This is a genomic window from Puerhibacterium sp. TATVAM-FAB25, assembly GCF_046535855.1.
Lineage (GTDB): Bacteria > Actinomycetota > Actinomycetes > Actinomycetales > Cellulomonadaceae > Puerhibacterium > Puerhibacterium variabilis_A.
This window is the reverse complement of record NZ_JAXUAK010000004.1, coordinates 16935-35886: the sequence shown is the minus strand read 5'-3', so window position 1 is coordinate 35886 and position 18952 is coordinate 16935. Positions and strand designations below refer to the sequence as shown.

Sequence of the window (18952 nt, the reverse complement as noted above, 5' to 3'; positions counted from 1 at the left end):
CGACGGTCGACCGACGCGCGAACGTGTGCGGGCCCCGTCGAGCGGGCATACGGTGCGCGCACCCCGCCCGACGCCCGGAAGGTGCCCGCCCATGACCTCGATCGCCGAGCAGACCGACGCGGAGCTGGGCGGGCGCGTGAGCGTCCTCGCGCGGCAGAAGCGCGACCACGTGAAGCTCGACCGGCTGCTGCAACAGCTGGAGGGCACGCACGGCCAGGAGCAGGAACGGGTGCTGCTGCGGATCTACCGCCTCGTCTTCCCGCACGCGTTCGCCGAGGAGTCGGTGCTGTGGCCGGTGATGCGCCGGGCGCTGCCGGACGGGCACGCGCTGACGCTCGAGGTGGAGCAGGAGCACCAGGAGGTCAACGAGCTCGTCACGCGGCTCGAGCGGCTCGACCCCGACGACCCGGAGCGCGGCCCGGTCCTCGAACGGCTGGTCGAGGTGCTGCGCGAGGACGTGCGCGACGAGGAGGACGAGCTGTTCCCGCGGCTGCAGGCCGTGACGACCACCGCCGAGCTGCGGCGTCTCGGGGTGTACTGGGAGGTCCTCCGCCGCATCGCCCCCACGCGAGCGCACCCGGTCGTGGCACGCCGGCCGCCGGGCAACGTGATCTCGGCCCTGCCGCTGTCGGTGCTCGACCGGCTGCGCGACGCCGCCGAGGCGGTCGCCCGGCGGTCCTCCGGCGACGTCGCCGACCGGCTGTGGGCGGCGTCGCGGGTGCTCACCGCGGCGGCGCACCGCGTCGAGCGCTTTCCGCTGCTGCGCATCGGGGAGGACCCCTCCACCCGCAGCACGGGCAGCGCCGCCTGAGGGGCGGCCTGAGGGCCGCCCGACGCACCGCCCTGCCCCGGTCGGTCCCGGCGCGCCGGAGGCTCAGCCGCGGTCCGGGGGCGCCGGGGCGATGCCTCTCTCCCGCAGCCACGCCGCGCACTCCGCGGTCCACCGCCCCGCGCCCGGCTCGCCCGCGGCGAGCCCCAGCCCGTGCCGCCCGTGCGGGTAGACGTGCAGCGACGCCGGCACGCCCGCGCGGTGCAGCGCCGAGGCGTACCGCAGCGCGTTGGTCACCGGCACGGCCTCGTCGTCGGCCGTGTGCCACAGGAAGGTGGGCGCCGTCGCGGCAGTGACGAGCCGGTCCGCGCTGAGCGCCCGGCGCGCCTCCGGCGTCGCGTCCGGCCCCAGCAGCGCCGCCACCGAGCCCTCGTGGGTCTCGTCCTCGAGGGAGATCACCGGGTAGCACAGGACGGCGAAGTCGGGGCGCGCGCTCACGCCGCCGCCACCGTTGTCGTCGTCACCGTCGTCACCGTCGCCACCGTCGCCGCCGACGGCGCGGTCGTCGTCGCCGAGGGTGCTGAGCGTGGCGGCGAGGTGCCCGCCGGCGGAGAAGCCGAGCACCCCGACGGCGCGCGGATCGGCCGCGACGCCGAGGTCGCCGGCGCGCAGCCGGCGCAGCGCGGCGCGGGCGTCGTCGAGCGGCGCCGGGTGGCGGTGCGGCGCGACGCGGTAGCGCAGGACGACGGCGTGCAGCCCGAGGCCCGCGAGCCAGGCGGCGACGGGCTCGGCCTCGTGGTCGGCCTGGCGCTCGTACCCGCCGCCGGGCAGCACGAGGACGGCGGGCCGGGCGTCGCCCGCGCCGCGCCCGGCACCTCCTGCAGCACCTCCTGCGGCGCCTTCCCCGGCGCCCGCCGCGGGGACCACCGTGAGGCGCTCGTCGAGGGGTGCGTTGGCGCTGCTGCCGGTCATGGTCCTCCTCGTCCGTCGCGGCACGCGGCCGGTCCACCGCCGCGGCGCTGGTGAATCGCTTCATAATGGCCGGGAGCGTGCTCGCCGCGGCAGCACCACACCGAGGTGGCGCGGAGACGGGTCACGACCGGGCGACGGCGCCCGGGACGAGGAGGAGCACATGACCACGCCGGCCCAGCCCCGGCCGCGGCAGGGCGCACGCCGCCGCCCGTCGATCAGCGACGTCGCGCGCCTGGCGGAGGTCTCCGTCGGCACGGTGTCCAACGTGCTCAACCGGCCCGACCGCGTCGCGCCGGCCACGCGTGAGCGGGTGGAGGCGGCGATCGCGCGGCTCGCGTTCGTGCCGAACGGCTCGGCGCGCCAGCTGCGGGCGGGCACGATCACCACGGTCGGGGCGATCGTGCTCGACATCGCCAACCCGTTCTTCACCGACGTCGCGCGCGGCATCGAGGACCGCCTGGCGCAGGCCGACTGCACGCTCATGGTCGCCAGCTCCCAGGACGACCCCGACCGCGAGCAGCGCTACCTGCGCCTGTTCGAGGGGCACGGCGTGCGCGGCGTCATGGTGGTGCCTGCCACCGAGCAGATCGACCACCTGCTCGCCCTGCGCTCGCGCGGCGTCGGCGTCGTGCTGCTCGACCGCCCCTCCCCGCTGCCCGACGTGTCCTCCGTGGCCGTCGACGACGTCACCGGCGGCGCGCTCGCCGCGGCCCACCTGCTGGCGCAGGGGCACGCGCGGATCGCGTTCCTCAACGGGCCGCACACCATCCGCCAGTGCGCCGACCGGCACGCCGGCGTGCTGCAGGCGGTCGCCGAGGCCGGCCTCGACCCGGCCGAGGCCGTCGTGGAGCTCACCGTGCCGTCGCTGGACGCCGAGGGCGGCGAGGCCGCGACCCGGCGCCTGGCGGCCTCCGGGGACAGCGCGACGGCGGTCTTCTGCGTCAACGACCTCACGGCGCTCGGCGCCCTGCGCACCCTGCGCGAGCTGGGGATCGCCGTGCCCACGGACATGGCGCTGGTCGGCTACGACGACGTGACGTTCGCTGCCGAGCTCGCGACGCCGCTGACCTCCGTGCGCCAGCCGCGCCACCGCCTCGGCGAGCGGGCGGCCGACCTGCTGCTGCGCGGCGACGACGGGCGCGCCGAGCAGGTGCTGTTCCAGCCCGAGCTCGTGGTGCGCGAGTCGAGCGGCGGCCGCAGCCGCTGACCGCGCCGCGGGGGCCCGGCCCGCGTCGCCGCCCTGAACCGTTTCACCACATCCCCTGCCGCCGGGACGGCCCCCGTGCCATACTCGCCGCCATGCGACGACGCAGCGCCCCCGAGGGCTTCGACCCGGCCGCCGTGCGGCCCTGGAACGCCCGGATCGACGGGCTCGGCTACGGGGGCGACTACAACCCCGAGCAGTGGCCGGACGAGGTGCAGGTCGAGGACGTGCGCCTCATGCGCGAGGCGGGGGTCAACCTCGTCAGCGTCGCGATCTTCTCCTGGGCGACCATCGAGCCGGTCGAGGGCGAGCTCGACTGGGCCTGGCTCGACCGCACCATGGACCGGCTGCACGACGGCGGCGTGCGCGTCGCGCTGGCCACCGCCACCGCCTCGCCCCCGCCGTGGCTCACCCGCCGCCACCCCGAGATCCTGCCCCGCCTGGCCGACGGCACCGTGCTGCACCAGGGCGGCCGCCAGGCCTACGCCCCCACCCACCCCGTCTACCGGGACTACGCGCTGAAGATGGCCGCCCGCATGGCCGAGCGCTACGGCGACCACCCGGCGCTGGCGCTGTGGCACGTCGACAACGAGATCGGATGCCACGTGCCGCGCGACTACTCCGACGCGGCCGCCGAGGCGTTCCGCGAGTGGCTGCGGGCGCGCTACGGCACCCTCGAGGCGCTCAACGCGGCCTGGGGCACGGCGTTCTGGTCGCAGCGCTACGGCTCGTTCGACGACGTGCTGCCGCCGCTGGCGGCGCCGACCTACGCCAACCCCACGCAGCAGCTCGACTTCGACCGGTTCAGCTCCGACGCGCTGCGCGACTACTACCGCGACCTGCGCGACACGCTGCGCGAGCTCACGCCCGACGTGCCGACGACCACGAACCTCATGGCGTCCACCGGCACCAAGGGCATGGACTACTTCTCCTGGGCCGCCGACCTCGACGTGGTCGCCAACGACCACTACACGATCGCGGCCGACGACGAGCGGCACGTCGAGCTGGCGTTCTCCGCCGACCTCACCCGCGGCATCGCCGGCGGCGACCCGTGGATCCTCATGGAGCACTCCACCTCGGCGGTCAACTGGCAGCCGCGCAACCGCCCGAAGGCGCCGGGCGAGATGCTGCGCAACTCGCTGTCGCACGTGGCCCGCGGCGCCGACTCGGTGATGTTCTTCCAGTGGCGCCAGTCCGCCGCCGGGGCGGAGAAGTTCCACTCGGCGATGGTGCCGCACGGCGGCACCGGCACCGACGTGTGGCGCGACGTCGTCACTCTCGGGCGCGCGCTGCGCGCGCTGGGCGAGGTCCGCGGCTCGCGCGTGCGCTCGCGCGCCGCGCTCGTCTTCGACTACGAAGCGTGGTGGGCGTCCGAGCTCGACTCGCACCCCACGCAGGCGTTCCGCTACACCGACCAGGTGCGCGCCTGGTACGCCGCCCTGTGGCGGCTGGGCGTCACGGTCGACGTCGTGCACCCCGGCGGCGACCTCGCCGGCTACGACCTCGTCGTCGTGCCCACCCTGTACCTCGTCACCGACGCCGACGCCGCGAACCTCGCGGCGGCGGCCGACCGCGGCGCGACGGTGCTGGTCACGTACTTCTCCGGGATCGTCGACGAGCACGACCACGTGCGCCTCGGCGGCTACCCCGGCGCGTTCCGCGACCTGCTCGGCGTGCGCACCGAGGAGTTCGCCACCCTGCAGGAGGGCGAGACGGTGCGCGTCGTGGGCGGCCCGCTGCCCGAGGGCGCCGTGGCGGACCTGTGGACGGAGCGCACGCACGTCGCCGAGGGCACCGACGTGGTCGCGGTGTACGACGACGGCGTGCTGTCCGGCTGGCCGGCGGTGACCCGCCGCGCCACGCCCGGCGGCGGGGCGGCCTGGTACACCGGCGCCCGGCTCGACGAGGCCGCGACGACGGCGCTGGCCCGCGCCGTCGCGACCGAGGCCGGCGTGCTGCCCGAGGACGAGCCGGCCGTCGGCCTGGAGCTGGTGCGCCGGCACGCCGACGACGGCCGGTCCTGGCTGTTCGCGATCAACCACGGCCCGGCGGAGGCGGCGGTCAAGGCGACGGGCAGCGAGCTCGTCACCGGCGACGAGGTCGACGGCACGCTCGTGGTGCCCGGCGGCGCCGTGCGCGTGGTCCGCGAGGGCTGACGCCCGCGCGGGTACCGGGCCGGCGTCCCGGACCGGTGCCCCGCGCACGGACGGACGGCGGCGCCCCTCCGCGGGGCGCCGCCGTCCGTCCGTGCCGGGGCCGGTCAGCCCAGCGCCCGCCAGCGCAGCTCGAGCGTGCGCGCCGAGGGCCGCAGCATCGCCGTCGGCCACACGTCCGGGCCGCACGCCCGCGAGCCGAGGCCGTGCTGGGCGGCGTCGACGTACAGGTGGTGCCGCCGCGGGGTGGGCAGCTCGTGCGGGTGCCCGGCCGCGGCCAGCTCGTGCGCCGAGTGCCGCGCGAGGGTGAACCCGGGCAGGCGGCCCTGTGCGTCGCGGCGCGCGACCATCCGCAGCCACGGTCGCCCCGACCGCTCGAGGTCCAGCTCGCGGACCTCGGAGCGGTGCCCGGACTCCTGCGGCCGCGCGTACGGCACGGTGAGGTCGCCGATCCCGGCGTGGTACCGGCCGACGACGACGGACCCGCGCACGTCGGGGTAGGAGTCGTGCGGGCCCAGGCCGAGCCAGCCGGCGCCGTCGACGTCGGTGGGCAGCCCGAGGTGCACGCCCACGCGGGGCCACACGTCCGGCCAGCCGTCGTCCGGCGCGACGACGACGCGCAGCACGGCCTCGACCGCGCCGTCGGCGGCGCGCTCGGCGGTCCACGTCTCCTCGACGTCGAGCGACGCCCGGCTCTGGGCGGCCGAGACCCGCCGCAGCACGCGCAGCCGCTGCGGCGACTCCTCGACGTCGACCGTGCGGTGCACCAGCCGGTCGAGGCCCTGGGCCCGCCAGCGCACCGCGGCCGGCAGGGCGGGCTCGCCGCGCCAGGGCAGCGCGGTCGGGTCGTCGACGTCGTAGCTGCCCATCGCGGCGCCGCGGTCGTTGTCGGTGGGTGCGCGCCACAGCTCGACGCGCGGCGCCGAGACGGCGGCGCCGGCGAGCTCCACGAGCTCCGCCCCGCGGAAGACGACGGGCGCGTCCGCGAGCGGCACGCCCGCCCGGCGCGGCGCGCGGACCGGGGCGGGGACGGGCAGCGCCCACTGGTCGCGCCCGACCACGTGGCCGGCCTCCGCCCAGGCGGTCGCCTCGCGCAGGGCCACCTCGACCGTGGCGAACGCCTCGGTGCCCGGCGCCGGCTGCGGGAGCGCGGCGGCGTCGAACAGCTCGACGACGGCGCGCCGGCCGGCGGCCACCGGCCGGCCGTCGGCGTCCGCGGCCGGCGCCGTGCCCTGCGCCACCACCGCGCCGTCGTGCTCGACGCGCCAGCGCAGCTCGAGGTCGGCGGTGTCCGCGGCGAACCGGCGGCTCCGGACCTCGACGGCGCCGCCGGTCGCACCGGCTGATCCGGCCGCGGCGGGCCGCACGACGACCGGCCGCTCGACGTGGGCGAACTCCGCCAGGCCGGGGCTCGGGGTGCCGTCGGACAGCACCATGCCGTCCATGACGAAGTTGCCGTCGTGCACCACCTCGCCGAAGTCGCCGCCGTAGGCGAAGTACTCGACGCCGTCGGGCGTCGTGGTGCGGATGCCGTGGTCGCGCCACTCCCAGACGAACCCGCCGTGCAGCCGGTCGAAGCGGTCGACGAGCTCGCGGTACTGGTCCAGCGCGCCGGGGCCGTTGCCCATGGCGTGCGCGTACTCGCACAGCAGGAAGGGCTTGGACCGCTGCCGCGCGGCGTCGGCGGTGCTGCAGCCGAGCAGCGGCGTGAACGACCGGCCGGCGCTGCCGTCGGCAGCCCCGATCGACTCCACCTCGGGCACCGTGGCGTACATCCGCGAGTAGACGTCGGTGTACTCGCCGGCGTAGTCGCCCTCGTAGTGCACCGGGCGCGTGCGGTCGCGGCCGTGCACCCACTCGGCCATCGCGGCGAGGTTGCGGCCCGTGCCCGACTCGTTGCCCAGCGACCACAGCACCACGCTCGGGTGGTTCTTGTCCCGCTCCACGGTGCGGCGGACACGGTCGAGGTAGGCCTCGCGCCAGCGCGGGTCGTCGCTGGGGTTGTCCACCCAGCCGCCGGCCTCGAAGCCGTGGGTCTCGAGGTCGCACTCGAGGATCACCCACAGGCCGAGCTCGTCGGCGAGGTCCAGCAGCCGCGGGTGCGGCGGGTAGTGGCTGGTGCGGATCGCGTTGACGTTGTGGCGCTTCATCTGCGCCAGGTCCGCCCGGGCGTGCGCCTCGTCGAAGACGCGGCCGCGGTCCGGGTGCGTCTCGTGCCGGTTCATGCCGGAGAACGTCACCGGCCGGCCGGTGACCAGCAGCCGGTCGCCCACGATCTCGACCCGGCGGAACCCGAGCCGCAGCGTGACGGTCTCCCCCGTCGCGGCCACGGTCGCGGTGTAGCGCCGCGGCGTCTCGGGCGACCACGGCTCGACCACGCCGACCGCCACGGGCGCGACGTCGTCGGGCGTCTGCCACGTCACGTCGACGCCGAGCTCGTCGACCCGCAGCCGCACGGGGAAGGCCGCTGCGCCGGCGCGCAGCTCGGGCACCACGGTCCCCTCGAGCGTCGAAGGGTCGACGTCGGCGTCGAGCCACACGTCGTCGAGCGCGCCGGCCGGCCGGTGCAGCAGCGTGACGTCGCGGAAGATGCCCGGCAGCCACCACTGGTCCTGGTCCTCGAGGTAGCTGGCGGCCGACCACTGCACCACCCGCACCGCGACGGTGTTGGCGCCGGGGCGCACCACCTCGGTGACGTCGAGCTCGTGCGCGAGCCGGCTGCCCGAGGCGGCGCCCACCTCGACGCCGTTGACCCACACCCGGAAGAACGACTCGACGCCGTCGAACCGCAGCAGCACCCGGCCCTCGCGCGTCCAGGCCTCCGGCACCTCGACGTCGCGCCGGTAGTCGCCGGTCGGGTTCTCGTCCGGCACGTGCGGCGGGTCCACGGGGAACGGGAACTGCACGTTGGTGTAGATCGGGCGCCCGTAGCGGCCGTCGCCGACCAGCACCCAGTGGGCCGGCACCGGGACGTCGTCCCAGCCGGCGCCGGGCGCGTAGTCGGGTCGGGCGAAGTCGTCGGGCGCCTCGCCGTCGGGCAACACCCCGTGGCCGCCCGGCGTGCCCGGCACGCCGGGCAGCAGCCGGAACCGCCAGGTCCCGTCGAGGGACAGCCGGGGCGCGTCGCTGTCGAGCGCCGCCCGCGGCGGCTCGACGCGCCCGGCGGCCGGGACCGTGGACTCGTGGGACAGCAGGGTCATGCCTTCACAGCGCCTTCCGTGAGGCCGCCGCGCCAGAACCGCTGGAGCACGATCATGGCGACGGCGAGCGGGATGACCGAGAGCAGCACGCCCCCGGTGGTCAGCTCGTAGAACTCCGGCAGCCGGTCGGTCTGGCTGCGCCAGTTGTTCAGGCCGAGCGTGATCGGGTACAGCTCCTGGTCGCTGAGCATGACGAGCGGCAGGAAGTAGTTGTTCCAGATGCCGATGAGCTGGAACAGGAACACGGTCACCAGAGCGGGCGTCATGATCCGCAGGCCGATGGTGTGGAAGATGCGCAGCTCGCCGGCGCCGTCGATGCGGGCGGCCTCCACGAGCGAGCCGTCCACCGTGGCGTCGGCGTAGATCCGGCACAGGAACAGGCCGAACGGCGACACCAGCGACGGGATGAGCACGCTCCAGTACGTGTTGGCCAGGCCGAGCTGGCTGAACAGCAGGAACAGCGGCAGCGCCGTGGCGGTGCCGGGCACGAGGACGCCGCCGAGCACCAGGCCGAAGACGAGGTTGCTGCCGCGGAACCGGTACTTGGCGAGGGCGTAGCCGGCCGCCGCGGCGAGGTACGTCGCCACGAGCGCGCCCACCCCCGCGTAGACCACCGAGTTGAGGAACCACCGCACGAAGATGCCGTCGTCGTAGCCCAGGACGGCGCGGAGGTTCTCGAACAGCGCGAACTGCTCGCCGAGCAGGAACCCGTTCGTGCCGAACAGGTCGTCGGTGGTCTTGGTCGCCGCGACCACCACCCAGTAGACGGGCACGAGGAAGTAGACGGCGACGACGACGAGGATGCCGGTGACGAGGATCGTCGTGGCGGGCCGGCGGCCGGGGCCGCGGCCGGCGCGCCCCGCGGGGTCGGCCGCCTCGGCGCGGTCCGCGGGACCGAGGGGGCGGGTCGGGACGGTGGCGGTCGTCATCGCGAGCTCCTGTTCGTCAGCCGCAGGAAGAGGAACGACAGGGCGAAGGCGACCAGCGCGATGAGCACCGACTGGGCCGCCGCCACGTTGTAGTCGTTGTAGGCGAACGCCGTCGTGTAGGCGGAGAGGTTCGGGGTGTACTGCGAGTCGATCGCCGGCGAGACGGTCTGCAGCAGCTGCGGCTCGGCGAAGAGCTGCAGCGTGCCGATGATCGAGAACACCGTGGTGAGCACCAGGGCCGGGCGGATCAGCGGCAGCTGGATGCTCCAGGCGGTGCGCCACGGGCCGGCGCCGTCCACGCGGGCCGACTCGTACAGCTCCGGCGGGATCGCCTTGAGCTGGGCCACGATGATGAGCATGTTGTAGCCGGCGTAGGTCCAGGTCACGATGTTCGCGATGGACCACAGCACGGTCCCGGCCCCGAGGAAGTCGGGCTCGAAGCCGAACAGCATGCTGGTGACGTCGATGATCGGGCTGAGGCCGGGCACGTAGAGGAACGACCACAGGATCGTGGCCAGCACGCCCGGGATGCCGTAGGGCAGGAAGTACGCCGCGCGGAAGAGCCCCGGCCAGCGCGCGGACGCCGACTCGAGCAGCAGCGCGAGCAGCGTGGCCGCGACGATCATGATCGGCACCTGCACGACGCCGAACAGCAGCATGCGCCCGATCGAGGCGATGAAGTTGCCGTCCTCGAGCGCCAGCCGGTAGTTCTCGAACCAGGCGAAGCTGCTGGTCACGCCGGCCTCGCCGAACAGGCCCTCGCGGGTGACGGTGGTGAAGCTCTGGCCGATCGCCACGAGGATCGGCAGCACGAACGTCAGCACGAACAGCGCGAGGAACGGCGCCACGAGGATCCAGGGCGCCCGGGTGACGGCCGTGGAGCGCCGGCGCGGGCGCCGGTCGGTGGTCCCCGCCGCGGCGGCGGGACGGGTGGTGGTCGCGGTCGCCATGTCAGCCCTCCGCCTTCCGGATCGTGAGGCCCTTGTTGCGGAAGACCTCGATGGTCCGCTGCTCGGCGGCGACCACGGCGTCGACGAGCGTGCCGCCCGTCGCCTTGGACCGGAAGCCGTCGGCGAGGATGTTGAACGTCTGCTGCGTGATGGGCCACCACTGCCAGTCGGGGTTCTGCTCCTGGGTGGCGGGCTGGAAGACCTCGGTGTTGTAGCGCTGGCCGCCGAAGAAGTCGCTGGGCTGCTGCCGCGCCTGGCCGATGTAGTCGCGCGCCGGCGACCAGCCGATGCCCGAGTGCTCGATCATGGCGTCGATGCCCGCGGGGTCGGTGTTGAGCCAGACGGCGAACTCCATCGCCTCCTTCGGGTGCTTGCTGTTCGCCATCACCGCCGACGTCGAGCCGCCGATGAAGGACGAGCCGTACCCGTGGTCCCAGCGCGGGGCCGGCGCCACGCGCCACTTCCCCTCGGCGCCGCTGACGCCCGCCAGCAGCGCGTCGCCCCAGCTCGCGCTCACCAGGGAGGCGATCTTGTCGTCGGCCGCGGCGGCGAACCAGCCGGGGCTGTAGGGGTTGAGCGAGGTGGAGACGACGCCGTCGTCGATCGCCTTGTCGAAGAACCGCGCGACGTCGAGGGTCACCTCGCTCGCCATGTCGATCTCCCAGCCGTCCTCCGCGGTGCGCAGCCACGTGGCGCCGGCCTGCATCGCGTGGGCCGTGAAGACGGAGGTGTCGGAGAGTGGGAACGCGTCGATGAACATCCCGGCGTCGCGGAAGGCGGGCGCCACCTCGGCCCACTCGCTCCACGTGGTCGGCACCTCGGCCCCGACCTGCTCGAAGAGGTCGGGCCGGTAGTACGTGCCGGTGGGGCCGGAGTCCTGCGGGATGCCGTAGACGCCGCCGGCGAAGCTCACCTGGGACCACAGGGTCGGGTCGAACTTCTCGGCGTGCTCCTCGACGCCGTACCGGGTCAGGTCCACGAGCCCGTTGACGAGCATGAACTCCGGGACCGTGCGCATCTCCACCTGCGCCAGGTCCGGGCCGCCGCCGGCCGCGAGCGCCGAGTACAGCTTCTGGTACCCGCCGGAGTTGCCGCCCGGGATCCAGGCCACCTCGACCTGGACGTCCGGGTGCTGGGCGTTCCACACGTCGGCGACCTTCTGCAGGTCCTTGAGCCACGCCCAGTAGGTCAGCGTGACCTTCTCGCCCGCGGCGGCCGGCACGACCGGCTGGGCGTTGACCGACGTCGTGCCCGGCGTGGCGCACCCGGCGAGCACCGCCGCCGCGCCGGCCCCGAGCCCGAGCCCCAGGAGCTCCCGTCTGGTGATCGTTCGCATCCGTCCTCACTTCGTCGTGAATCGGCTGGTGGCAGCGTCGCCCCCCGTGCGCTCTGCCCCGAGCGCGCGCCCAACCTAACAGGTGGTCGGCATCTGGTCCCGCCGGCACCGTCGGGCTCAGTGCCGCAGGCGGGGCACCGGCACGTGCGCGAAGTCGGTGTCCGCGGCCAGGTAGAAGCCCGGGTACGCCGGCTGGTTGTAGGCGGTCTGCTGGCGCGCGACGTCGGCCCGGTACTGCGGGTCGTGCATCAGCGTGTACATCTTGCGGTCGGTGACCTCGGTGGACAGGTACAGCCGCAGGGCCGACGAGTCCGCCGTGCGCACCAGCACCTCCTCGCGCCAGTCGCCGAGCACGTCGGCCACGAGCGACGGGTTGCCCTTGGTGTCGTTGTTCGTGCGCGTGCCCGTCAGGGTCAGGCGCACGGTGCCGTCGCCGTCGACGATCGCAGGGGTCTCCTCCCGCGCGCCGGTGACGAGCTGCGTGGACCCGTCCGCGGCCCAGCGCACCGACTGGTTGGTGCCCGGGACGGCGTCCGACAGCCGCTCGCCCGTGGCGCTCAGGGTGCCGGAGGCGTCCGTCCCGCCCGGCATCGACGCCCACACCTCGAGGCCCGGCACGTCCGTGCGCACGTCGCCGACCATGCAGCGGCCGGTGTCGCGGCCGGAGAAGGCGCCGAACAGCACCTCGCCGGTGGCGGCGTCGCGCAGCGCCGAGCCGTAGGGCACGCCGGCCCCGCCCTCGTGGCAGCTCCAGATCTCCAGGCCGGGGCGCGCGGGGTCGACGTCGGTGACGTGCAGGGCGTCGCCGTGCCCCAGGTTCGCCGTCGCGCCTGGGTCCGCCGAGCCCTCGGGCAGGGTGTCTGACGACGAGTACAGCAGCGACCCGTCGTCGTCGAGCGTCGCGGCCCCGTAGACGATCTCGTGCCGGCCGTCGCCGTCGACGTCGGCCGCCGCGAGCGAGTGGAACCCCTGCCCCCACAGCGCGGTCAGCGGGTTCGAGCGGTCGGGCGCCGGGTCCGGCACGCGGTCGTCGAACGGGTTGCCCATGGGCTTGAAGCCGGAGTCCGCGGTCCACCGGGTCGAGAGGCGCCGCCCGTCCCAGTCGTAGGCCACGACCGCGGCCCGGGTGTAGTACCCGCGGGCGAAGATCGCCGACGGGCGCTCCCCGTCCAGGTACGCGACGCCGGAGAGGAACCGGTCGACGCGGTTGCCCGGCTCGATGCGGGTCCACTCGTAGTCGCCCCAGCGCAGGCCGTCGTCGGTGCGGCCCGGCTCGTAGTCCACCGTGTCCAGCGGCCGCCCGGTGCGCCCGTCGAACACCGACAGGTACTCCGGGCCGGACAGCACGAAGCCGTCGAAGGTGCGCAGGTCGTTGCGGTCGGAGCGGCCCGGGGCGTACTCGTCGACGAAGAAGTCCACGAGCTCGCGGGCGTCGTCCTCGGCCAGCGGGTAGTCGTACCGCGGCTCGATGCCGAACGCCTCCTCGAGGGTCGCGGGCCACTGGCCGCTGCGCACCTCGGGGTAGGTGGTCCACTCCTGGAAGACCTCGACCAGGTGCTCGGCGTAGTCGGCGGCGCTCCAGCGGTAGTCGTCGTCGTGCGTGACGCCGGCCCGCCGGTCGTCCTGCGGGATCTGCACGAAGCGGCTGCTCGCCGGGCGGCCGTCCCGGTACGTCGTCGCCCTGGTCCCCGGCGCCGTCTTGACCATGACCTCCGCGCGGCCGTCGCCGTCGAAGTCGTAGACCGGGAACTGCGTGTAGTGCGCGCCGGAGCGGACGTTGACGCCCAGGTCGATGCGCCACAGCTGGGTGCCGTCCAGCTCGTAGGCGTCGAGGTAGGTGTTGCCGGTGTACCCCTTCTGCGACACGTCCTTGGCCCGCGACGGGTACCACTTCACGACGACCTCGTAGGCGCCGTCGCCGTCGAGGTCGGCCACCGAGGCGTCGTTCGCCGCGTAGTCGTACGGCTCGCCGAGCGGCGTGACGCCGGCGGGCGGCTTGCTGAGCGGGATGTCGAGGTGGCCGTCGGCCCAGGCGGTGACCGGTGCGCTGCGCCGGCCCTGGTGGCCGTCGGTGACCGGCGCGACGGCGTAGCGCGACCGCGCCGTGCCGTCGGGGTCGACGAAGTTCGTCGAGCCGGTGACCGTGGCGAGCCGCCTCCCGTCGCGGTAGACGACGAAGTCGGCGCCCGCCATCCCGGTCGCGGTGCGGCCCGTCACCTCGTCCCCCAGCAGCCGCCAGGACAGGAAGATCCCCTCGCTCGTGCCGACGGCGACCAGGCCGCGGTCCAGGTCCTCGAGCTGCGTGCCCCGCGCGTGGCCGTGGCCGCGCCCGGAGCCGTCGTCGTGCGCCGCCGCGGCCCCCGCCGTCCCGCTCGCCGCGAGGACGGCGACGGTCAGCGCGGCGACCGCGCGCTGCGTGCCCCGCCGTGTGCCCCGTCGTGTGCCCCGTCGTGTGCCCCGCCGCGGTGCTCGTGGTCCGTAGGTCTCCCGGCGCCACGCGCCGGGGCCTCCGGTGCTCGACGTCCCCCTGGTGGTGCGCATCGCTCGTCCCCCTCCGTGCGTCGTTGCCGTGGTCGGTCGCAAGGCCCGCCGCGCAGGGCGGGCCGTCCGGCCCGGGGTCCGGGCCGGAGCCCTCGCCGGCGCGCGTCCTCGGACGCCGGCGGGTGGTCTGTCAGGTCATGAGGTCGTGCGTCAGGTCGTCCGTCAGGTCGCCTCCCAGGTCGCCTCCCGGGCTCTCTCGGGCGCGCTCAGCGCCCCGCGGTGGAGCGGCGTCGGGCCTCGACGCCCACGACCGCCATGCTCAGCAGGCCGCCGGCGACGACGGCGAGCGGCAGCAGCATCCACACGAACGTGGCGCACAGGCCCACGGCTACGAGCAGCAGCACGGAGCCGGCGACGTCGTCGCCCGCCGCGCGGGCGCCCGCGGCGAGCGCCCGGCGCGCGCCGACGTCGGCGCGCGGGGCGCCCTCCGCGTCGGACCAGGCCCCCGCGGTCCGCAGCAGCACGACCAGGGCCGCCGCGGCCACGGCGAGCGTCACCCAGCGCACCACCTCGCCGCCGGGCAGCGCCCCGGTGCCGACGAGCCGCAAATTCAGCCCGAGCAGCGCCGCGAGCACCAGGGCGCCGGCCCCCAGCGGCCACAGCCGCCGGGTCGCCGCCCACCACTCGACGGCGAAGCGGCCGGCGCCGTGGTCCAGCCCGGCCACCTGGCGCCGCAGGTGCGCGGTGCCGGCGGCCACCGCCGCCGGCACCGTCACCACGGGCAGGCTGCCGACGAGCACGAGGAGGCCGGTGAGCAGCACCTCGCCGAACAGCGTCAGCGCCTCGCCGCGCCGGGCACCCCGGTCCGTCATGGCCGTCACCGTCGCGGCCTCAGCCCTTGAGGCCCTGGGTCGAGACGCCGTCGACGATGTAGCGCTGGAACAGGATGAAGAACAGCATCACCGGCACGAGCGCGAGCACCGCCATGGCCATCTGCGCGCCGTAGTCGGAGACCGAGGTCTGGTCGACGTACAGGCGCAGCGCCACCGGCAGCGGGTAGAGGTCGGGCTTCTTGAGGTACAGCAGCGGGCCGAGGAAGTCGTTCCAGGACCAGATGAACGCGAAGATGCTGCTGGTGATCACCGCCGGGCGCAGCAGGGGCAGCACGATGGAGCTGAACGTGCGCCAGTGGCCGCAGCCGTCGATGCGGGCCGCCTCGTCCAGCTCCCGGGGCAGGCCGCGCATGAACTGCACCATGAGGAAGACGAAGAACGCGTCCGCGGCCAGGAACTTGCCGATCAGCAGGGGCAGGAAGGTGTTCACCATCCCGAGGTTGTTGAACAGGATGTACTGCGGGATGAGCACCACGTGGAACGGCAGCAGCAGCGTGCCGATCATGACCGCGAAGAACATCCCGCGGCCGGGGAACTGGATCCGGGCGAAGGCGTAGGCCGCCACCGCCGAGGACAGCGCCACGCCCACCACCGACAGCACGGCCAGCAGCATCGAGTTGCCGAAGAACGTCCAGAACGACACGCCGCCGATCCCGCCCATCGCCTTGGCGAAGTTGTCGAGCGTGAAGCTCTCGGGGATGAGGTTGATGTTGCCGACGATGTCGCTGGACGGCTTGAACGCGCTCATCAGCATCCAGGCGGCCGGGTAGAGGATCACCACGGTCACGACGAGGACCAGCGCGTGGAAGCCGAGCGACCTGACGCCCCGGCGACGGCGGGCGGCGGCGCGGCGGCGGGCCGAGTCGGCCCGGCCGTGCGCGTCGTCCGGGCCGGTGCCGGTGGTGCGCAGGGCGGGGTCGAGCAGCTCGACGGCGCCGGCGGCCTTGGCGGGCAGGTTCGGGGTGATCGCTTCGCTCATCGTGCGTCTCCGCTGTAGTGGACCCAGGCCTTGGACGTGCGGAACAGGATGGCGGTGAGGATGCCGACCACCACGACCAGCACCCAGGCCATCGCCGAGGCGTAGCCCATCCGGAACTCGCTGAAGCCCTTGACGTAGAGGTACAGGGTGTAGAAGAGGGTGGAGTCGGCCGGACCGCCGGTGCCGCCGGAGATGATGAACGCCGAGGAGAACACCTGGAAGGCGTTGATGGTCTCCAGCAGCAGGTTGAAGAACAGCACCGGGCTGAGCATCGGCAGCGTGATGCGGACGAACTTGCGCACCGGGCCGGCGCCGTCGACGGCCGCCGCCTCGTAGAGCTCGGCCGGGACCTGCTTGAGGCCCGCCAGGAAGATCACCATCGGGGCGCCGAACTGCCACACGGCCAGCAGGATCATCATCGGCATGGTCATCGTCGGGTCGCCGACCCAGCCGCCAGCCGGGCCGCCGAAGAACTGGCTGATGCGGTCCACGACGCCCTCGTCGATGAACATCGCCTTCCACACGATCGCCACCGACACGCTCGCCCCGATGAGCGAGGGCGCGTAGAAGATCGACCGGTAGGCGCCCTGCCCGCGGTGCCGCATGTTGAGCAGCATCGCCACCGCCAGCGCGGCGATCAGCTTGATCGGCGTGCCCAGCAGCACGTAGACCGCCGTGACCTTCGCCGACGTGAGGAACCGCTTGTCGGAGAACAGGTCGGTGAAGTTCTCCAGGCCCACCCACTGCGGGCTGCGGAACAGGTTGTAGTCGGTGAACGCGAGGTACAGCGACGCGATCATCGGGCCCGCGGTCAGCAGGACGAAGCCCAGCAGCCACGGCGACAGGAACGCGTACCCGGCGCGCACGTCCTCGCGCTTCCACCGCGGGCGCGGACGCCCCGCGGGCGGCACGGCGGCGGGCACCGCCGCCTCGATCGGTTCACGGGTCACGGTCACGATGACGTCGTCCGTTCAGGTCGCAGGATGAGGGTCCCGGTGGCGCGGCGCGGCGCGGCGTCGTGCGCCGTCGGTGCGCCGCTCGCGTCGTCGAGCGCGCCGCGCCACCGGTGCGGCCCCCGTGGGGGCGGGCCGCGTCAGGACTGCGGGATGGTGTCCTCGGCGAAGGCGAACCACTGCTCGACGAGCTCGTCGGGCGTGATCGTGCCGTACTGCAGCTCCTCGCCGAGCCGCTTGAACTCCGCCTCGATGGCGCCGAAGCCCTCGACGGGGACCGGCGCGGACTCGGTCACCTGCTCGGCGACCTGCTCCTCGTAGGCCACGACGCGCTCGTCGATCGAGCCGGGCTCGACCTCCATCGCGTCACGCTGGGCCGCCACGGCGGGCACGCCCTTCGACGTGCCGAAGATCGTGCCGACCTCGGGGTCGTTGACGAGGAAGTCGATGAGCGCCGCGGCGGCCTCCGGCTCCTCCGTGGCGGCCGAGGCCGACAGCAGCATCGACGGCTTGTAGAACATGCCCGTCTCGCCCTCGTCGTTCGCGGGGATCGGCAGCATCTGGATGTTGTCGGTGCCGGAGTCCGCGACGTAGCCGGCCAGGAAGTTGTCCCAGCTGATCTCCGAGGCCGCCTCGTTGACCGTGAACCCGCCGAGCGGCTCGAGCTGCTTGGACTTCTCGATCGGGTAGAACGCCTGGGCCTCGCGCAGCGGCTGCGCCTGCTCGAGCCACGCGGTCATGTCGGCCTCGTCGAAGTTCAGCCCGCCGTCCTCGGTGAACGGGTCGGTGCCGTCCTGGATCAGCCACTGCAGGAAGAACCAGAACGTGCCGGTGTAGTCGCCCGAGCCGTAGACGGCCGGGTCGGCCCCGGCACCGGCCTCGGAGACCTCCTGCACCCAGGCCGCGTAGTCGTCCCAGGTGTAGCCCTCGGCCGGCGGCTCGATGCCGAACTTCTCGGTGAGGTCGGCGTTGTAGAAGAAGGCGAGCGTGTTGGTGCTCGTCGGGATGCCGTACTGCGAGCCGTCGATGACGCCCGACTCCAGGAGCGTGTCGTCCACGCCCTCGACGTCGAGGTTGACGCCGGTCTGGCCGTTGAGGTCGAGCAGCTGGTTCGTGGCGCCGTACTGGCGCAGGTAGGACAGGTCCATCTGGAACACGTCCGGCAGGGTCTGGCCCGCGGCCTCGGTGCTGCGCGCCGTCCAGTAGTCGTCCCACGCCTGGAACTGCGTCTGGACCGTGATGTTCGGGTACTTCTCCTCGAAGAGGTCGACGGCCTCCTCGTACTTGGCCGCGCGGTCGTCGTTGCCCCACCACGCGAGCGAGAGGGTGATGTCCCGCTCCGTGTCCAGGGACTCCGCCGACCCGGGCTCGGCGCCCTGGGCGGGCCCGTCGCCGCTCCCGCACGCGCTCAGGGCGAGCGCGACACCGGCGGCGACGCCGACCGCTGCGGCGGCGTTGCGCGTGATCCTCATGTGAGCCTCCTTGCTCTGGTCACCGTCGTCGGTGGGCCGGTGACGGCCATCACACCTCTGCGTGCGGCTGAAACGATACAAGAGATTCGCGGGCTTGGGTAGCGCTTTCCCACACGGTTGGATCACGCCCGCGAAAGGGGCGAAACGGGCGTGGCGTCGACGCCGGGACGACCTCGGACGACGGCGTCGAGCGCTCCCTCTCGTCCTGTGCGCGCCGGTGCAGCGCCGACGGCGCCGGTGGCGAGCGTCGCGGTGGACGCTACGGTGGTGCAGGCCAGCCGATCCGATGTCGAAGGAGTGCCCGTGGCGGAGTCGCAGCAGACCAAGGAGACCGTCGTCGAGAAGGTCATGACCCTGGGCCTGACGCTGGCCGCCGGCTGGCTGGCGCAGAAGCTCGTCGGGATCGTCTTCCAGAAGGCCACCCACGCGGAGCACCCGCTGAAGAAGGACGACGAGTCGCTGGGCATCGTCCAGGCCACCACCTTCGCGGCCGTCTCCGCCGGCGTCGCCGCGCTGACCCAGCGCTTCGCGAAGAAGGGCGCCGCCCGCGCGGTCGCGCGGTTCGTCTCGAAGTGACGTGACGGGCGCCGGAGGCGTCCGCGCAGCCCCGCCGCCCCCGTGCGGCCGACGGCTGGAGAAGCAGGACGGAACTCGCTGAGCT

Annotated in this window: 14 protein-coding genes; 4 read left to right on the top strand and 10 right to left on the bottom strand. The window is 74.1% G+C overall.

Features of this window, described 5'->3' with window-relative positions:
- The first annotated feature begins 91 nt into the window (after window positions 1–91).
- A complete protein-coding gene (locus tag U5M74_RS05550; protein WP_410906933.1) occupies window positions 92–811 on the top strand; it encodes a hemerythrin domain-containing protein in 720 nt (239 codons plus the stop codon).
- 63 nt (window positions 812–874) lie between these two features.
- Here U5M74_RS05550 and U5M74_RS05545 read toward each other — a convergent pair whose 3' ends face one another.
- Window positions 875–1741: an alpha/beta hydrolase gene (locus U5M74_RS05545; RefSeq protein ID WP_410906931.1), complete on the bottom strand. Its 867-nt coding sequence runs from the start codon at window positions 1739–1741 to the stop codon at window positions 875–877.
- 160 nt (window positions 1742–1901) lie between these two features.
- On the opposite strand from U5M74_RS05545, the gene U5M74_RS05540 reads away from it, so the two are divergent.
- Both U5M74_RS05540 and U5M74_RS05535 read left to right on the top strand, forming a co-directional pair.
- Window positions 1902–2948 carry a LacI family DNA-binding transcriptional regulator gene (locus U5M74_RS05540; RefSeq protein ID WP_410906929.1) on the top strand — a complete coding sequence of 349 codons (1047 nt, stop codon included), beginning with the start codon at window positions 1902–1904 and terminating at the stop codon, window positions 2946–2948.
- A gap of 92 nt (window positions 2949–3040) precedes the next feature.
- Window positions 3041–5101, top strand: coding sequence for a beta-galactosidase (locus U5M74_RS05535; RefSeq protein ID WP_410906927.1), 2061 nt, complete (start codon window positions 3041–3043; stop codon window positions 5099–5101).
- A 104-nt stretch (window positions 5102–5205) separates the two neighbouring features.
- Here U5M74_RS05535 and U5M74_RS05530 read toward each other — a convergent pair whose 3' ends face one another.
- The 9 genes from U5M74_RS05530 to U5M74_RS05490 all read right to left on the bottom strand — a co-directional run bounded on the left by U5M74_RS05530 (window position 5206) and on the right by U5M74_RS05490 (window position 18291).
- Complete coding sequence (locus U5M74_RS05530; protein WP_410906925.1) at window positions 5206–8298, bottom strand: glycoside hydrolase family 2 TIM barrel-domain containing protein; 3093 nt, start codon at window positions 8296–8298, stop codon at window positions 5206–5208.
- Window positions 8295–9227, bottom strand: coding sequence for a carbohydrate ABC transporter permease (locus U5M74_RS05525; RefSeq protein ID WP_410906923.1), 933 nt, complete (start codon window positions 9225–9227; stop codon window positions 8295–8297). The genes U5M74_RS05530 and U5M74_RS05525 overlap by 4 nt, the downstream gene beginning before the upstream one ends.
- Complete coding sequence (locus U5M74_RS05520) at window positions 9224–10177, bottom strand: carbohydrate ABC transporter permease (protein ID WP_069984156.1); 954 nt, start codon at window positions 10175–10177, stop codon at window positions 9224–9226. The genes U5M74_RS05525 and U5M74_RS05520 overlap by 4 nt, the downstream gene beginning before the upstream one ends.
- Before the next feature lies 1 nt (window position 10178).
- On the bottom strand, window positions 10179–11513 hold the full coding sequence (locus U5M74_RS05515; RefSeq protein ID WP_410906921.1) for an ABC transporter substrate-binding protein: 1335 nt from the start codon (window positions 11511–11513) through the stop codon (window positions 10179–10181).
- Window positions 11514–11630: 117 nt separating this feature from the next.
- Window positions 11631–14054 carry a rhamnogalacturonan lyase gene (locus U5M74_RS05510; protein WP_410906919.1) on the bottom strand — a complete coding sequence of 808 codons (2424 nt, stop codon included), beginning with the start codon at window positions 14052–14054 and terminating at the stop codon, window positions 11631–11633.
- A 206-nt stretch (window positions 14055–14260) separates the two neighbouring features.
- Window positions 14261–14866: a hypothetical protein gene (locus tag U5M74_RS05505; RefSeq protein ID WP_410906917.1), complete on the bottom strand. Its 606-nt coding sequence runs from the start codon at window positions 14864–14866 to the stop codon at window positions 14261–14263.
- Window positions 14867–14885: 19 nt separating this feature from the next.
- On the bottom strand, window positions 14886–15797 hold the full coding sequence (locus U5M74_RS05500) for a carbohydrate ABC transporter permease (protein ID WP_410907275.1): 912 nt from the start codon (window positions 15795–15797) through the stop codon (window positions 14886–14888).
- A gap of 65 nt (window positions 15798–15862) precedes the next feature.
- Window positions 15863–16789 carry a carbohydrate ABC transporter permease gene (locus U5M74_RS05495; RefSeq protein ID WP_410907273.1) on the bottom strand — a complete coding sequence of 309 codons (927 nt, stop codon included), beginning with the start codon at window positions 16787–16789 and terminating at the stop codon, window positions 15863–15865.
- 170 nt (window positions 16790–16959) lie between these two features.
- Window positions 16960–18291: an ABC transporter substrate-binding protein gene (locus U5M74_RS05490; protein ID WP_410906915.1), complete on the bottom strand. Its 1332-nt coding sequence runs from the start codon at window positions 18289–18291 to the stop codon at window positions 16960–16962.
- Window positions 18292–18594: 303 nt separating this feature from the next.
- On the opposite strand from U5M74_RS05490, the gene U5M74_RS05485 reads away from it, so the two are divergent.
- Window positions 18595–18867 carry a DUF4235 domain-containing protein gene (locus U5M74_RS05485; RefSeq protein WP_410906913.1) on the top strand — a complete coding sequence of 91 codons (273 nt, stop codon included), beginning with the start codon at window positions 18595–18597 and terminating at the stop codon, window positions 18865–18867.
- Window positions 18868–18952: the final 85 nt, after the last annotated feature.

Excerpts from the sequence above, each read along its gene's own strand:
- U5M74_RS05545 (WP_410906931.1), bottom strand. The coding sequence starts at position 1,741 with ATGACCGGCAGCAGCGCCAACGCACCCCTCGACGAGCGCCTCACGGTG.
- U5M74_RS05490 (WP_410906915.1), bottom strand. The coding sequence starts at position 18,291 with ATGAGGATCACGCGCAACGCCGCCGCAGCGGTCGGCGTCGCCGCCGGT.
- U5M74_RS05510 (WP_410906919.1), bottom strand. The coding sequence starts at position 14,054 with ATGCGCACCACCAGGGGGACGTCGAGCACCGGAGGCCCCGGCGCGTGG.
- U5M74_RS05520 (WP_069984156.1), bottom strand. The coding sequence starts at position 10,177 with ATGGCGACCGCGACCACCACCCGTCCCGCCGCCGCGGCGGGGACCACC.
- U5M74_RS05530 (WP_410906925.1), bottom strand. The coding sequence starts at position 8,298 with ATGACCCTGCTGTCCCACGAGTCCACGGTCCCGGCCGCCGGGCGCGTC.
- U5M74_RS05535 (WP_410906927.1), top strand. The coding sequence starts at position 3,041 with ATGCGACGACGCAGCGCCCCCGAGGGCTTCGACCCGGCCGCCGTGCGG.
- U5M74_RS05515 (WP_410906921.1), bottom strand. The coding sequence starts at position 11,513 with ATGCGAACGATCACCAGACGGGAGCTCCTGGGGCTCGGGCTCGGGGCC.
- U5M74_RS05540 (WP_410906929.1), top strand. The coding sequence starts at position 1,902 with ATGACCACGCCGGCCCAGCCCCGGCCGCGGCAGGGCGCACGCCGCCGC.
- U5M74_RS05505 (WP_410906917.1), bottom strand. The coding sequence starts at position 14,866 with ATGACGGACCGGGGTGCCCGGCGCGGCGAGGCGCTGACGCTGTTCGGC.
- U5M74_RS05550 (WP_410906933.1), top strand. The coding sequence starts at position 92 with ATGACCTCGATCGCCGAGCAGACCGACGCGGAGCTGGGCGGGCGCGTG.
- U5M74_RS05525 (WP_410906923.1), bottom strand. The coding sequence starts at position 9,227 with ATGACGACCGCCACCGTCCCGACCCGCCCCCTCGGTCCCGCGGACCGC.